Below are 14,049 nucleotides of genomic sequence, written 5' to 3' on the forward strand. Positions count from 1 at the left end.
ATGCTTAAACTCATCTTGCGCCGCGTGCTCGTCGCGATACCGACACTGATACTGGTGTCGATGATCGTCTTCATGCTGCAGAAAATCCTGCCCGGCGACCCGGTGCTGACACTGGCCGGCGAAGAGCGCGATCCCGCCGTCCTGGACTACCTGCGGGACAAGTACCGCCTCAACGATCCGCTGCCCGTGCAGTACGCCGCCTGGGCCGCGCAGGTCGTGCAAGGCGACCTGGGCAAGTCGCTGCGCACCGACGTACCCGTCACCACGCTGATCGGCCAGAAGCTGCCGGTCACGCTGCAATTGGCCGCCATGGCCATGTTCTTCGCGCTGCTGATAGGCATCCCCATGGGGATCGTCGCCGCGGTGCGCAAGGGCAAGCCCATCGAAATGGGCGCCAACATCGCCGCGCTGTCCGGCATGTCCATCCCCAATTTCTGGCTTGGCATCATTCTCATCATGGTGGTGTCGGTGCAATGGAAGCTGCTGCCGGCCTCGGGCTACGTGTCGCCGTCCGAGGACTTCTGGCTGTCGATCAAGACCATGCTGATGCCGTCCCTGGTGCTGTCTACGGCCATCGCCGCGTATCTGATGCGCCATACCCGTTCGGCCATGCTGGAAGCCTTGTCGGCCGATTATGTGCGTACCGCCCGCGCCAAGGGCGTATCTCCGCGCAGCGTGGTGCTGCGCCATGCCTTGCGCAATGCGCTGATGCCTATTGTCACGCTGGTGACGCTGCTGTTCGGGGAACTGTTGGCGGGCGCCGTGCTGACCGAGCAGGTCTTCACGATCCCGGGCTTCGGCAAGCTGGTGGTCGACGCGGTCTTCACGCGCGACTACGCGGTGGTGCAGGGCGTGGTGCTCTGCGTGGCGGTGGGTTTCATCATCATGAACCTGCTGGCCGACATCCTGTACATCCTGGTCAATCCCCGCCTGAGGCACTCATGAGCGCAATTCCTGCAACGGCCGCAGCCGTCACGCCGCCCCGCAGCCGCAACCGCGCCTGGGGCAAATTCAAGCGCAACCACATCGCCATGCTGGGCCTGGGGATCGTGCTGTTCTTTGTCGTGATCGCCATCCTGGCGCCGCTGATCGCCAGCCACGATCCCTTCCAGACCAGCTTCACCACCATCCGCAAGGCGCCTTCGGCGTCCTACTGGCTGGGCACGGATGAATTGGGCCGCGATATCTTCAGCCGCATGGTCTATGGCGCCCGCGCCTCGCTGATGGCGGGCCTAGTGTCGGTCCTGATCGCGCTGGCGGTGGGCGTGCCCTTCGGTCTTGCCGCCGGCTATTTCGGCGGCTGGACCGACAGCATCATTTCCCGCGCCACCGAGGCGCTGCTGGCCATTCCCTTCCTGATCCTGGCCATCGCGCTGGCCGCCTTTCTCGGCCCCAGCCTGACCAACGCCATGATCGCAATCGGCGTCTCGGCCGCGCCCAAGTTCATCCGCCTCACGCGCGGACAGGTGCTCGCAGTCAAGAACGAGGATTACGTGCAGAGCGCGCGCGCCCTGGGCGCGTCCGACCTGCGCATCATCGGCCGGCACGTGTTCCCCAACGTGATGCCGCCGCTGATCGTGCAGGCCACCATCACCATCGCCACGGCCATCATCGCCGAGGCCAGCCTGTCGTTCCTGGGCCTGGGCCTGCAGCCGCCGAACCCGTCCTGGGGCTCGATGCTGAACACCGCCAAGAACTTCATGACCCAGGCGCCCTGGATGTCCATCTTCCCCGGATCGGCCATTTTCCTGGTGGTGCTGGGCTTCAATCTGCTGGGCGACGGCCTGCGCGACGCGCTCGATCCGCGTCAGGAAAAGTAATCACCATGGCAACAACAATGGACCCCAAGCGCGTCGTCCAGGTCAACGACCTGACCGTGCGCTTCAAGACCCCCGAGCGCACCGTGGAAGCGGTGCGCAAAGTCTCCTTCCACGTCGACCGCGGCGAAACCCTGGCCATCGTGGGCGAATCCGGCTCGGGCAAGTCGGTGACCTCGCTGGCGCTGATGCGCCTGGTCGAGTATGGCGGTGGCCGGATCGTCAATGGCGGCATGTTGCTGCGCCGGCGCAGCGGCGAAGTGCTGGATCTGCTCAACGCGCCCGACAGCACGCTGCAGCGCGTGCGCGGCGCGGACGTGGCGATGATCTTCCAGGAACCCATGACGTCCCTGAACCCCAGTTTCACGGCCGGCAACCAGATTGCCGAAGCCCTGCAGCTGCACCAGGGACTGGACGCCGCCGCGGCCCGCGCCGAGACGCTGCGCATGCTGGAGCGGGTGCGCATCCCCGAAGCCCGCGCCATCCTGGACCGCTATCCGCACCAGTTGTCGGGCGGCATGCGCCAGCGCGTCATGATCGCCATGGCCCTGTCGTGCAAGCCCCAGTTGCTGATCGCCGACGAGCCGACCACGGCCCTGGACGTGACCATCCAGGCCCAGATCCTGCAGCTGATCCGCCAGTTGCAGGAAGAAATGGACATGGGCGTGATCTTCATCACGCACGACATGGGCGTGGTGGCGGAAGTCGCCGACCGCGTGCTGGTCATGTACCGCGGCGACAAGGTCGAAGAGGGCAGCTCGGACGAGGTCTTCGCCCGCCCGCAGCACGCCTATACGCGCGCGCTGCTGTCGGCGGTGCCGCGGCTGGGCGCCATGCAGGGCACGGATGAACCCGCGCCGTTCCCGCTGCTGCGCGTGGACGACCCCACGGCGCGACCGCAAGCCGCCGCCGCGCCCGTCGCGGCCGCGTCCACCGTGCGCCGCGAGAACGGCCCGGTGCTGAAGGTGCGCGACCTGACCACCAGCTTCGACATCACCGGCGGCATCCTGGGACGGGTGCAGAAGCGCGTGCACGCCGTGGAGAAGGTCAGCTTCGACCTGTATCCGGGCGAGACGCTGTCGCTGGTGGGCGAGTCCGGCTGCGGCAAGACCACCACCGGCCGTTCGCTGCTGCAGCTAGTCAAGAGCAAGGCCGGCAGCATCGAATTCGACGGCAAGAACATCGGCGCGCTGCGCGGCAGTGCTATGCAGACCCTGCGTCAGCACATCCAGTTCATCTTCCAGGATCCGTTCGCCTCGCTGGATCCGCGCATGACGGTGGGCTATTCCATCATGGAACCGCTGCTGATCCACGGCGTGGCGCGCGGCAAGGCGGCCCAGGACCGGGTGCGCTGGCTGATGGACAAGTGCGGCCTGCTGCCGGAAATGATCGACCGCTATCCGCACGAGTTCTCGGGCGGCCAGCGCCAGCGCATCTGCATCGCGCGCGCGCTGGCGCTGAACCCCAAGGTGGTGATCGCCGACGAATCCGTGTCGGCGCTGGACGTGTCGATCCAGGCGCAGATCGTCAACTTGTTGCTGGACCTGCAGCGCGAGCTGGGCGTGTCGTTCCTGTTCATCTCGCACGACATGGCGGTGGTCGAGCGCGTCAGCCACCGGGTGGCGGTGATGTACCTGGGCCAGATCGTCGAGATCGGCCCGCGCCGGGCCATCTTCGAGAACCCGCAGCATCCCTACACCAAGAAGTTGATGGCGGCGGTGCCCATCGCCGACCCGCAGCGTCGCCACCGCGAGCGCTCGCTGCTGGTCGACGAGATCCCCAGCCCGATGCGCAAGCTGGGAGATGATCCGCTGGTCGAGCCGCTGGTCGCCGTGGGCGAGGGCCATTTCGTGGCCCGCCATTCGATCGGGGTCTATTGAGGCAGGTGGCCGCCCGCTGGCAGCCGGTGGCCGCTTGCATCCCCCCGCTGCGCGCGGGGGGCCGAAACTAGCGCTTTTCCAGCGCCAGCTTCAGCCCGAAGGCGATGAAGACCGCGCCCGTCATGCGGTCCAGGCCGCGCATCACGGCCGGCCGCGACAGCCAGCGCGCCAGCGGGCGCGTCGCTGCCACCAGCACGCCAAACCACAGTATCCCCAGCATCGCGTGGATGCCTGCCAGCAGCAGGCTGAAGCGCAGCACGTCCGCGCCCGCGGGAATGAACTGCGGCAGGAAGGTGATGTAGAAGATCCCGATCTTGGGATTGAGGGCATTGGTCAGGCAGCCGCGCATGAACCAGCCGCCAGCGCTGGCTGCCGCGGCGGGGGCGGGCGGCGCGGAATCGGGTGCGGCCTGCTTGCCTGGCCGGGCGCCCCACAGCAGTTTCACGCCCAGATAAAACAGATACAGGGCCGCGCAGATGCGCAGCGTGTCGTAGGCCAGGGTCGATACCAGCAGCAGCGATCCCAGGCCGAATGCCGCCACCACGCCCCACGCCAGGCATCCGGCGGCGACACCCAGGCCAGCCATGAGCGCGCGGCGGCCGCCCTCGACGGCGGCGGTGCGCAGCACCAGGGCGGTATCCATGCCGGGCGTGACGGTCAGGATGGCGGCGGCCAGGGTAAAGGCGAGCAGGGCGGCGGTGGCGGTCATGGGCGGGGTCCGGTGGCGGGCGCGGCGAAGCGGAGCCGTTCAGTGTAGCGCCGCCGGGCCGGCGCCTGCAGCCGTCTGTGGACGTGCCGCAGCGCCGCAGGCGTTATCATGGCGGCCTTCAGCAATTCGCTACATTCACCGGATTTACGCCATGGCCCTGCGCGCCACCATCTACAAGGCCGAGCTCAACGTCGCCGACACCGACCGCCACTACTACGGCAGCCACGCGCTGACGGTCGCCCGCCATCCCTCGGAAACCGACGAGCGCATGATGGTGCGGCTGGTCGCCTACGCCCTGCACGCGCAGGAAGAGCTGGCCTTCACCAAAGGCCTGAGCGACACCGACGAACCCGACCTGTGGGTCAAGGACCTGACCGGCGCGGTCAAGCTCTGGATCGAAGTCGGTCAGCCCGAAGAACGCCGCATCCTGCGCGCCTGTGGCCGCGCCGACGAAGTCATCGTCTATTGCTACGGTGGTTCCGCCAGCAAGATCTGGTGGGACGGCGTGAAGAACAAGCTGGAACGCACGCGCAACCTCAAGATCGTGAACCTGCCCTCGGAACAGACCCGTGCGCTGGCCCAGCTGGCCGAGCGCACCATGCGCCTGAATGCCAATATTTCGGACGGCGTGGTGTATTTTTCGGCCGACAAGGGCGAGGTCAGCGTCGAACCGGAAGCCTGGCGCTAGGCTCCCGGCCGCCTCAGTCGCAGGCGTCGGCGGCCTGATTCGCGGGATCGGCGCAGGCGCGCCAGCGGGCCTCGTCCATCGCAGGCAGCAGCAGCACCCGGCTCATCAAGTCCGAGTACCAGAAGATCCTGCCAGGCTTGTCGCGCATGGCCTGCCAGACGCGCGCCTGCGCGTCCGCCGCAAGCAGCGCGCGGCCTTGCGCATCGGTCACGCCCTGGGCCAGGATGGTCTGCGTGTCCGGATTCCAGGACTGCATGTCCGTGTCGTCCAGCGGCACGTCGTCGGCGATGCTGACGATGCGCCAGTCATTGCCTGGCACCTCGGTGGACAGCTGGTTCAACTCTTCCCGGTGCACCGGATAAGGGCGGGAGTCAGGGGAGGCGTGCGCGACATGGGCGTAGGACCTGGCGCCATCCCCGGGGGAATGGCGGCGCACATAACGTTGTTCCGGCTTGCCCTGGGCATCATAGGTCTGGACCTGGAACGCGCCGCCTTGCGCGGCGATATCGATGGCGCGCAGCAGGCGGCCCGCGGCGTCGCGCGCATAGAACCGGCCGGCGGCCGGTTGTTGCTTGTCTTCGCAAGCCTCATTGGTGAAGGCGGTCAGCGCGCCCCGGGCATCGCGTTTCAGGCAGGCCTGGCCGCTTGCCTCGTAGGTGGCGGGCCGGCGGACCGCGGTCTGTTCGTACTCGACCACCCGCGTCAGGGCGCCGGCGCCGTCGTACTCCAGGGTGTAACCGCCCGACAGAAAGGGTGGGCCGTCGCCGCGCCGGGGAAGTTCATAGGATTCCGCGCGGCACAGCCGGCCATCGCCGTCGAAATACAGCCTGGCGGGCGCCCGAGACACGTTGTCCAGCCGGTAAGCGGACCAGTCGACCTTGTCCATCCAGGTCCGGGGCAGCGGATCGCCGGTTTCGTCGACCCATACCGGTTGGTTGCGGGCGGCAATGCGTTCGCCCTGTCGGCCCAGCAGGACACGGTCGCCGCCCAGGCCGACCGAGACGGGAACCGCCTTCAGCGGCACGGGCGCGGTGAAATCGACGGCGGCCGGGCCGCAGGCCGCGAGGGCTGGGCCGGCGTGCGCGATGGCCGCCAGCAGCAGGACCAGTCGCCTAGGCATATTGCAGCGTATCCATGAACCTCACCAGCTCCCAGAATTCCTTGGACACGCCGCCCAGCCGCAGCTTGCCGTCATGTTCTTCGAACAGCAGGAAGGGGTAGGCGTCGCGCTCCAGGGTGCCGGGCGCGGGCAGGCGGTAGGGTTTGAAGTGCTCGGGGTCGTTGAAAAAGGATTCCAGACGGCCGCCGCCATCCACGTGCATGTAACGCACGCGCAATACTTGTTTCTGATACTTGGCCTGCGTTTCCGGGTAGTCTCCGCCGTCGCCCGCCACCACGGCGTCGGCCAGGGCGGCCAGGAAGACACGTTGCAAGCCTGCGTAGTGGATCTCGCCGCTGGTGGAGTCGCCCGGCGCCTGCGCCAGCGTCCTGACCAGCTGGGTGCCGCGGGAACCCGGCACGATGGTCTTCGCGAACAGGCTGTCGATGTCGGCCTTTGCCGAATCGGGCGATTGCCGCAGACGCTGGAGGTCGGCGCGGAAGTCTTCCAGCCATTGCCGGTAACGGGCGTTCTCCGCCTGGCGATCGAACGCCTGGGCGTGGGCCAGGCCGCCGTGAAGGGTGATCAGCAAGGCCAGCAGCAGTAGCCAGGCGCGTTGCAGCACGCGGGTAGGGTGTTCCATAGGCCGGTGATCATATCGTTCAAAATGATGCTATTTTGGTGCAGAGCGTGACAAAATGTCAGACATGGCCACCGGCATGGCCATGTTTATGAATCTCGTGTTGAGTCAGGTCCAGACATGCCAGCAACAGGTGACGTTCCTCCTGCAAGCGCGCCGGCCGGCGGCGCGGAAAATGTGCAAGCCGGGCTCGACGGCCCCCTGGACCGGCTCGTCCGCTTGGCCAGGCGGCAGTTCGGCGTGGACATGGCGCTGGTCGCCTGCAGCGACGCCGATGGCGTCTGGCAGGCCCAGGCGGGCGCCTTGCCCGCAACCGCGGCCGGTACGCTCCCTTTCTCCGTGGATTGCCCGCTGCGCGCCAGCGATGGCCGCCGGCTGGGCACGTTCCGGCTGCTGCATGCCCAGCCGCGGGATTTCGGCGACGAAGACCTGGATGCCTTGCACGATTTCGCCGAGCTGGCCGTCGCGGCCGTCGAGAAGCGCGAGGCCCTGGCGGCGGAGCGGGCGGCGGAAGACGGCTGGCGTACCGAGGCGCGCAACCTCTCCATGGCCATCGCAGGCAGCGGCACGGGGATCTGGGATCGCAACGTCGTAACCGGCGAAATCACCTATTCGCCGGGCTGGAAGGCCCTGCTGGGCTACGCTGAATCCGAAGTCACCAACCGCATCGAAGACTCCTACAAGCGCCTGCACCCAGACGATGCCGACTATGTGCGCGCCGCCATGCAGGCGCATTTCGAGGGCAAGACCGAGAGCTACGAGGTCGAGCACCGCATCCTCTGCAAGGACGGCAGCTACAAGTGGATCTGCAGCCGCGGCAAGGTCGTCAGCCGCGACGCGCAGGGGCGGGCCTTGCGCATGATGGGCACCACCACTGACATCAGCGCCATGCGCGCGATGTCGGAGCGCCTGCGGCGCACGGCGGACCTGCTGGTCAACCTGACCGACGCCGTGCCGGGCATGGTATTCCAGTGCGGCCAGCGGCCCGGAGGCGGGTCGCGCTTCCTGTACGTCAGCGCGGGCATCTGGGACATGTTCGAACTCACGCCTTACGAGGTGCGCACCAGCCCCGCGGCGATCGAGCAGCGCGTCCATCCCGAGGACCTGGCGACCTACCACGCCTCGCTGCAGGCCGCGGCCGCGGCGCAGACGCCCTGGCACCTGGAGTTCCGGGTGTGCCTGCCGCAGCAGGGCCTGCGCTGGCGCCAGGGCGACGCCAGTCCGCGCAAGGCGGCCGACGGCACCGTGGTCTGGCACGGCTTCGTGACCGACATCACCGACCGCAAGCGCGCTGATTTCGAACTGCGTGAACTCGCCGCGACCGACGCCCTGACCACGCTGCCGAACCGCCGCCACTTCATGTCGCGCATCGCCGCGGAACTGGCCCGGATCAAGCGCCAGGGCAGCGATTGCGCCGCCGTGCTGATGTGTGACCTGGACCATTTCAAGCGCATCAACGACACCTGGGGCCACGCCATTGGCGACGGCGTGCTGCAGCACTTCGCCAACACGCTGCGGGCCCAGCTGCGGGCGATCGACCTGGTGGGGCGCATCGGCGGCGAGGAATTCGCCGTGGTGCTGCCGGATACCGACATCGAGCGCGCGCACGCCTTCGCCACGCGGGTGCAGCAGCGCATCGCGGCGGCGCCGTTTTCGCTGGGCGACGACCGTCATATTCCGCTGACGGTCAGCATCGGCATCTCGACCATGCACACCATGGACGCGGACGCCGAACTGGCGCTCAGCCGCAGCGACCGCGCCCTGTATTACGCCAAGCAGCGCGGGCGTAACCGGATCGAATCCGCGCCCTCAGTGTTTTCCCGATAGAACAACCCTCAAAGCCATTTGTTCCATTGACGGTACATTAGGACACTCCTAGAGTTCCCGTCATGGGAACCTCATTACCTCTGCCGAAGTACCACCAGATCTACCTCGTCCTGCGCGAACAGGTGCAGGAAGGGCGCTTCGATCAGGACGGCGTGCCAGGCGAGCACGCGCTGGCCGACCAGTTCGACGTGGCCCGCATCACCATCCGCAAGGCCATGGAGATGCTGGTGGCCGACGGGCTGGTGTCGCGCCGGCCCGGCCTGGGCACCTGGCCGCTGCGCGCGCCGGCGACTCCGGCCAGCGCGCCCAAGGCCAATCCGCCGCAGAAGGCCCATCTGACCGGCCTGCTGGAAAACATCGTCAACATGGGCCTGCGCACCTCGGTGCAGGTGCTGGACAGCGCCCTGGTGTCGGCGCCGCCCGTGGTGGCCGAAGCGTTGGACCTCGCGCCCGGCGCGCCCGTGCACAAGAGCCTGCGGGTGCGCAGCACCGAAGCCGGGCCGCTGTCCCACATCACGACCTACGTGCCGCAGGCCGTGGCCGATTTCACGCGCGAAGACCTGGAGCGCGAACCCCTGCTGATGTTGCTGGAAGCGGCCGGCGTGGAGTTCGGCGGCGCTACCCAGACCATTTCGGCGCGGCTGGCCGATGCGCAGGTGGCGCGCCATCTGGACGTGGCCGTGGGCTCCGCGCTGCTGGCCGTGACGCGCATCGTGCGCGACGTGAACGAGCGGCCCGTGCAGCTGCTGCAAGGCCTGTATCGCCCCGATCGCTATCAGTACCAGTTGCAGCTGTCACGCGTCGGCAGCATCGACGCCAAGGTATGGGTCAGCGAAGAGCTGTCCGCCCAATTCCATTGAACTCTCGGAGATCGCCCATGAATTCGCGCCGCACTTTCCTCTATCAATCCGCCGCCGCAGCTGCCCTGGTGTCGGCGCCATGGGTGGTACGCGCCCAGGGCGCCAAACCCGTCAAGGTCGGCATCCTGCATCCGGTGACGGGGGCGCTGGCCTATTCGGGCCAGCAATGCCGCCTGGGCGCGCTGCTGGCGATCGAGGACATCAACAAGGCCGGCGGCATCAAGTCGCTGGGCGGCGCGCCGCTGGAAGCCATGCTGGGCGACGCGCAGTCGCGCCCCGAGGCGGGGTCGGCCGAGGTCGAGAAAATGAACGAGGCGGGCGTGTCGGCCATTGTCGGGGCCTATGCGTCGGCGATCTGCCTGGCCACCACGCAGACCGCCGCCAAGTACAACCTGCCGCACGTGGTGGACGTGGGCGTGGCCGACCAGATCGTCGAGCGCGGCCTGAAGAACACTTTCCGTTTCGGCCCGGGCTATCGCGCCTGTAGCGAACGCGCCATCACCGACCTGGCCGCGCTCAACGACGCGGCAGGCAAGCCCGCCAAGACCGTGATGATCGTGCACGAGGATTCGCTGTTCGGCACCGGCACCGCGGCGCTGCTGTCCAAGGCGCTGCCGCAGCATGGCTTCGAGGTCAAGGACGTGGTCAAGCACCCGAACCCCACCCGCGACTTCAACAACATCGTGCTGCGCATGAAGTCCCTCAATCCGGACATCGTGATCCCGGCCAACTACTACAACGAATATGCCTTGCTGCTGCGCGCCATGAAGCAGCAGAAGGTGCAGCCCAAGGCGATCTACTCGGTGCTGGGCGGCGCGGCCTCCAGCTACAAGTTCCTGAAGGAATTCCCCGACATCGCCAATGGCATCCTCGACTGCAACCACTGGTTCAACCCCAAGGATGCGCGCGTGGCCCCGTTGAAGGCGCGCGTCGAAGAGAAGGGCGCCTACTTCAGCTACGAGGTCTTCATGACCTACACCTCGGTGCTGCTGCTGGCCGACGCGCTGGAACGCGCCAAGTCGGCCGACCGCGCCGCCATCATCGACGCGCTGGCTTCCAGCACCTTCTCGGACCACATCATGCCCTACGGCCCGACCAAGTTCGTGAACGGCCAGAACACCGGCGCGCAGCCCCTGCTGACGCAGGTCATCGGCGGCGACATCAAGGTCGTCATCCCGGCCGACTACCGCCAGGCCGACGCCATCTTTCCGCTGAAGGCCTGAGCGTGCTCGATCCCGCCATCCTCTTTTCGTCGGTGCTCAACGGCCTGACCACGGGCGCGGTGTACGCGCTGATCGCCTTGGGCCTGACCTTGATCTACGGCGTGCTGCACATCATCAACTTCGCCCATGGCGCGGCGCTGATGGTGGCGCTGTACGCGGTGTATCTGCTGAAGGACCGCCTGGGCATCGACCCGTACGCCGCCTTGCCGCTGGTGGTGGCGGGCATGTTCGCGCTGGGCTACGCCTTGCAGCGTTACGTGATCAACCGCGCCAGCCACGGCAAGGACGAGAACATCCTGCTGGTGACGCTGGGCCTGGCCATCGTGCTGGAGAACCTGGCGCTGGTGTGGTTCAAGTCGGATACGCGCACCATCGACACGGCCTACACGCTGTCCACCGTGGAGATCGGGCCGGCCATGATCGCCTTGCCCAAGGTCATCGCCTTCTGTGGCGCGCTGGCGGTGGCGGCGGTGCTGTTCTGGATCATCCGCAGCACCGACCTGGGCCGGGCGATCCGCGCGGTGGCCAAGGAAAAGCAAGGCGCCAAGCTCATGGGCATAGACGTGGAAAAGGTCTATGCATTGTCGTTCGGCATCGGCATGGCCTGCCTGGGCGCGGCGGCTTGCTTCCTGCTGCCGGCCTACTACGTCAATCCGCAGGTCGGCGGCGGCTTCGTGCTGGTGGCCTTCACCATCGTGGTGCTCGGCGGCATGGGCAGCTTCGTGGGCGCGCTGGTCGGCGGCCTGCTGATCGGGGTGGTGGAGTCCATCGGGGGCCTGTTCCTGGGCGACTCGCTGGGCCAGATGGGCATATTCGCGATCTTCATCGCGGTGCTGCTGTTTCGCCCGCAGGGGCTGTTCGGGGCGAGGGGCTGAGCATGGGCAAGGATCTTTTGACTATCGCGCTGTTCGGCGCGGCGCTGGCGGCCGCCGCCACGCTGACCGAATCGGGCGTGGCGCTGACGTTCGTCATGATGTCGCTGTACGCGGCCCTGTTGTCGCAGGCCTGGAACATCCTGGGCGGCTATGGCGGCCAGCTGTCGTTCGGCCATGCGCTGTTCTTCGGCGTGGGCGCCTATGCCCAGGCGCTGGGGCAGCTGAACCTGGGCATCAATCCCTGGCTGGCGCTGCCGATGGCCATCGCGCTGGGCGCGCTGGTCGGGCTGGCGGTGGGCGGGCTGACGTTTCGCTATGGCCTGAAGGGCTCTTACTTCGCGCTGGTGACGCTGGCGTTTGCGGAAGTGTTCCGCATCCTGGCGTTGTCGGTGTCGTTCACCGGGGGCGGCGTGGGCCTGATGGTGCCGTTGCAGGAGGGCGTGGCGAACATGCAGTTCGGTTCGCGCCGCGGCTACATCTACCTGCTGCTGGGCTTCGTGCTGCTGGCGCTGGTGGTCACGGCATGGTTGCGCCATTCGCGCTTCGGCGCCTACCTGCAAGCCGTGCGCGACAACGAGGACGCGGCGCGCGCCATCGGCGTGAATCCGCTGCGGGTCAAGCTCGGCGGCATCGCGCTGTCTGCGGCCTTCATGAGCGCCGCGGGCGCCTTCTACGTGCAGGTGTTCCAGTACATCGATCCGGGCATCGCCTTCGGCTCGGCCGTGTCGGTGGAGGCCCTGGTCGGCGCCATCGTCGGCGGCCTGGGCACCTTGTGGGGGCCGGTGCTGGGAGCGGTCACGCTGCATGCGCTGAGCGACCTGACGCGCAACCTGTTTGGCGAACTGCCGGGCATCAGCATGGTCATCTACGGCGTGGTGCTCATCGTGATCGTGATGTTCCTGCCCCGCGGCATCACCGGCAGCGGCCAGGCTTTGGGCCGGCTGTTCAGTGCCAAGGAGCGCGCCCGTGTCTGAGATCCTGCTGCAAGCGCGCAATCTTTCCATCACTTTCGGCGGCCTGAAGGCGGTCCAGGATGTGAGCCTGGATGTGCGCCAGGGTTCGCTGACGGCCCTGGTCGGTCCCAACGGCGCGGGCAAGACCACGCTGTTCGGCCTGCTGTCGGGCTTTCTCAAACCCGGTTCCGGCTCGGTGCATTTCGCGGGCGCCGACATCACCGGCCGTCCGCCGCACGAATCGGCGCGGCTCGGGCTGACCCGCACCTTCCAGATCGTGCAGCCCTTCGGCGCGCAGACGGTGCGCCAGAACATCGCCGTGGGCGCGCACTTGCGCCTGGGCAATCGCCGCGAGGCGCTGCAAGCGGCCGAAGAGGTTGCGGCGCGGGTCAATCTGGGGGCCTTGCTGGACCGGCCGGCGGCGGATCTGACGGTGGCCGGCCGCAAGCGCCTGGAGCTGGCGCGTGCGCTGGCCACGCGGCCGCGCCTGCTGCTGCTGGACGAAGTGTTGGCGGGGCTCAACCCCAGCGAGATCGACGAGATGATACCGGTGGTGAAGAAGCTGGCCGAAGACGGCGTGACCGTGCTGATGATCGAACACGTGATGCGCGCGGTGATGAGCCTGGCCGAACATGTATGGGTGCTGGCGCAGGGCCGCCTTATCGCCTCGGGCACGCCGGGCGAGGTCACGCGCGATCCGGCGGTGGTCGAGGCCTATCTGGGCCAGGGCGCGGCGGCCAGGCTGGCCGCGCAGGGAGCGCCGGCATGAGCGCGCTGCTGGAAGTCCAGGGATTGCGCGCCGGTTACGGCCGCATGGAAGTACTGCGCGGCGTCGACCTGCGGGTCGACCAGGGCGAGATCGTGGTGCTGCTGGGCAGCAACGGCGCGGGCAAGTCCACGCTGAACAACACGGTCTGCGGTCTGTGCCGGCCCTGGGGCGGCACGGTCCGCTTCGAGGGCCAGGACCTGACCGGCCGCCATTACCGCGACGTGGTCAAGGCCGGGCTGATCCAGGTGCCGGAAGGCCGGCGCGTGTTCCCCAACCTGAGCGTGCGCGAAAACCTTGAACTCGGGTCATTCACCCGGGCGCGCGAGCGCCGCGCCGCCAATCTGGAGAAGGTGCTGCACATCTTCCCGCGCCTGCGCGAACGCCTGGCGCAACTGGCTGGCACCATGTCCGGCGGTGAACAGCAGATGCTGGCCATCGGCCGCGGCCTGATGGCCGAGCCGCGCCTTCTGATCCTGGACGAGCCGTCGCTGGGCCTGTCGCCGCTGATGGTCGAAGAGCTGTTCGGCCTGATCGCGCGTCTCCATGGCGAGGGACTGGCGATCCTGCTGGTGGAGCAGAACGTGGGGCAGTCCCTGGAGACGGGACAGCGCGCCTATGTGCTGGAAAACGGGGCGGTGCGCTATAGCGGCGCCTGTCCGGAACTGATGGCCAGCGACGACGTGCGCCGGGCCTATCTCGGGATGTAGCC

At 67.6% G+C, this 14,049-nt stretch carries 14 protein-coding genes; 11 read left to right on the plus strand and 3 right to left on the minus strand.

Going from position 1 to position 14,049, the window contains the following annotated elements; genetic code table 11:
- Genes IB257_RS00980 through IB257_RS00990 form a run of 3 tightly spaced genes read left to right on the plus strand, consistent with a single transcriptional unit; the run spans position 1 to position 3,697 of the window.
- Complete coding sequence (locus IB257_RS00980) at positions 1-945, plus strand: ABC transporter permease (protein ID WP_054456607.1); 945 nt, start codon at positions 1-3, stop codon at positions 943-945.
- Positions 942-1,820: an ABC transporter permease gene (locus tag IB257_RS00985; RefSeq protein WP_054456608.1), complete on the plus strand. Its 879-nt coding sequence runs from the start codon at positions 942-944 to the stop codon at positions 1,818-1,820. Before IB257_RS00980 ends, IB257_RS00985 begins: the two co-directional genes overlap by 4 nt.
- A gap of 17 nt (positions 1,821-1,837) precedes the next feature.
- Positions 1,838-3,697 (plus strand): dipeptide ABC transporter ATP-binding protein, encoded by a 1,860-nt coding sequence (locus IB257_RS00990; protein WP_119449505.1) that lies wholly within the window; start codon positions 1,838-1,840, stop codon positions 3,695-3,697.
- Positions 3,698-3,764: 67 nt separating this feature from the next.
- On the opposite strand, the gene IB257_RS00995 is transcribed toward IB257_RS00990, so the two are convergent.
- Entirely contained in the window at positions 3,765-4,406 is a 642-nt protein-coding gene (locus tag IB257_RS00995; RefSeq protein WP_119449506.1) for a LysE family translocator, read from the minus strand.
- A gap of 151 nt (positions 4,407-4,557) precedes the next feature.
- On the opposite strand from IB257_RS00995, the gene IB257_RS01000 reads away from it, so the two are divergent.
- The gene (locus IB257_RS01000) at positions 4,558-5,094 is read left to right on the plus strand and encodes a YaeQ family protein (RefSeq protein ID WP_119449507.1); all 537 of its coding nucleotides are present in this window, start codon (positions 4,558-4,560) and stop codon (positions 5,092-5,094) included.
- A 13-nt stretch (positions 5,095-5,107) separates the two neighbouring features.
- Here IB257_RS01000 and IB257_RS01005 read toward each other — a convergent pair whose 3' ends face one another.
- Positions 5,108-6,214 carry a hypothetical protein gene (locus IB257_RS01005; RefSeq protein ID WP_192491734.1) on the minus strand — a complete coding sequence of 369 codons (1,107 nt, stop codon included), beginning with the start codon at positions 6,212-6,214 and terminating at the stop codon, positions 5,108-5,110.
- Positions 6,207-6,836, minus strand: a complete 630-nt coding sequence (locus tag IB257_RS01010; protein ID WP_175182117.1) for a hypothetical protein — start codon at positions 6,834-6,836, stop codon at positions 6,207-6,209. The genes IB257_RS01005 and IB257_RS01010 overlap by 8 nt, the downstream gene beginning before the upstream one ends.
- 117 nt (positions 6,837-6,953) lie before the next feature.
- On the opposite strand from IB257_RS01010, the gene IB257_RS01015 reads away from it, so the two are divergent.
- The 7 genes from IB257_RS01015 to IB257_RS01045 all read left to right on the plus strand — a co-directional run bounded on the left by IB257_RS01015 (position 6,954) and on the right by IB257_RS01045 (position 14,047).
- Complete coding sequence (locus IB257_RS01015) at positions 6,954-8,660, plus strand: sensor domain-containing diguanylate cyclase (RefSeq protein ID WP_192491735.1); 1,707 nt, start codon at positions 6,954-6,956, stop codon at positions 8,658-8,660.
- 62 nt (positions 8,661-8,722) lie between these two features.
- Positions 8,723-9,520 carry a GntR family transcriptional regulator gene (locus IB257_RS01020; RefSeq protein WP_054456615.1) on the plus strand — a complete coding sequence of 266 codons (798 nt, stop codon included), beginning with the start codon at positions 8,723-8,725 and terminating at the stop codon, positions 9,518-9,520.
- Between the two features lie 17 nt (positions 9,521-9,537).
- A complete protein-coding gene (locus IB257_RS01025) occupies positions 9,538-10,743 on the plus strand; it encodes an ABC transporter substrate-binding protein (RefSeq protein WP_119449510.1) in 1,206 nt (401 codons plus the stop codon).
- Positions 10,744-10,745: 2 nt separating this feature from the next.
- Complete coding sequence (locus IB257_RS01030; RefSeq protein WP_013393327.1) at positions 10,746-11,618, plus strand: branched-chain amino acid ABC transporter permease; 873 nt, start codon at positions 10,746-10,748, stop codon at positions 11,616-11,618.
- A gap of 2 nt (positions 11,619-11,620) precedes the next feature.
- Positions 11,621-12,592, plus strand: coding sequence for a branched-chain amino acid ABC transporter permease (locus tag IB257_RS01035; RefSeq protein WP_119449511.1), 972 nt, complete (start codon positions 11,621-11,623; stop codon positions 12,590-12,592).
- Entirely contained in the window at positions 12,585-13,340 is a 756-nt protein-coding gene (locus IB257_RS01040; RefSeq protein ID WP_119449512.1) for an ABC transporter ATP-binding protein, read from the plus strand. The genes IB257_RS01035 and IB257_RS01040 overlap by 8 nt, the downstream gene beginning before the upstream one ends.
- Positions 13,337-14,047, plus strand: coding sequence for an ABC transporter ATP-binding protein (locus IB257_RS01045; RefSeq protein ID WP_119449513.1), 711 nt, complete (start codon positions 13,337-13,339; stop codon positions 14,045-14,047). The genes IB257_RS01040 and IB257_RS01045 overlap by 4 nt, the downstream gene beginning before the upstream one ends.
- Positions 14,048-14,049: the final 2 nt, after the last annotated feature.

Source organism: Achromobacter sp. ACM03 (assembly GCF_014851665.1).
In the GTDB taxonomy this organism is placed as follows: Bacteria; Pseudomonadota; Gammaproteobacteria; order Burkholderiales; family Burkholderiaceae_B; genus Achromobacter; species Achromobacter aegrifaciens.

Bases quoted from the DNA above. Each gene is read 5' to 3' on its own strand.
- IB257_RS00980 (WP_054456607.1), top strand. From the start codon at position 1: ATGCTTAAACTCATCTTGCGCCGCGTGCTCGTCGCGATACCGACACTG.
- IB257_RS00985 (WP_054456608.1), top strand. From the start codon at position 942: ATGAGCGCAATTCCTGCAACGGCCGCAGCCGTCACGCCGCCCCGCAGC.
- IB257_RS00990 (WP_119449505.1), top strand. From the start codon at position 1,838: ATGGACCCCAAGCGCGTCGTCCAGGTCAACGACCTGACCGTGCGCTTC.
- IB257_RS00995 (WP_119449506.1), bottom strand. From the start codon at position 4,406: ATGACCGCCACCGCCGCCCTGCTCGCCTTTACCCTGGCCGCCGCCATC.
- IB257_RS01000 (WP_119449507.1), top strand. From the start codon at position 4,558: ATGGCCCTGCGCGCCACCATCTACAAGGCCGAGCTCAACGTCGCCGAC.
- IB257_RS01005 (WP_192491734.1), bottom strand. From the start codon at position 6,214: ATGCCTAGGCGACTGGTCCTGCTGCTGGCGGCCATCGCGCACGCCGGC.
- IB257_RS01010 (WP_175182117.1), bottom strand. From the start codon at position 6,836: ATGGAACACCCTACCCGCGTGCTGCAACGCGCCTGGCTACTGCTGCTG.
- IB257_RS01015 (WP_192491735.1), top strand. From the start codon at position 6,954: ATGCCAGCAACAGGTGACGTTCCTCCTGCAAGCGCGCCGGCCGGCGGC.
- IB257_RS01020 (WP_054456615.1), top strand. From the start codon at position 8,723: ATGGGAACCTCATTACCTCTGCCGAAGTACCACCAGATCTACCTCGTC.
- IB257_RS01025 (WP_119449510.1), top strand. From the start codon at position 9,538: ATGAATTCGCGCCGCACTTTCCTCTATCAATCCGCCGCCGCAGCTGCC.
- IB257_RS01035 (WP_119449511.1), top strand. From the start codon at position 11,621: ATGGGCAAGGATCTTTTGACTATCGCGCTGTTCGGCGCGGCGCTGGCG.
- IB257_RS01045 (WP_119449513.1), top strand. From the start codon at position 13,337: ATGAGCGCGCTGCTGGAAGTCCAGGGATTGCGCGCCGGTTACGGCCGC.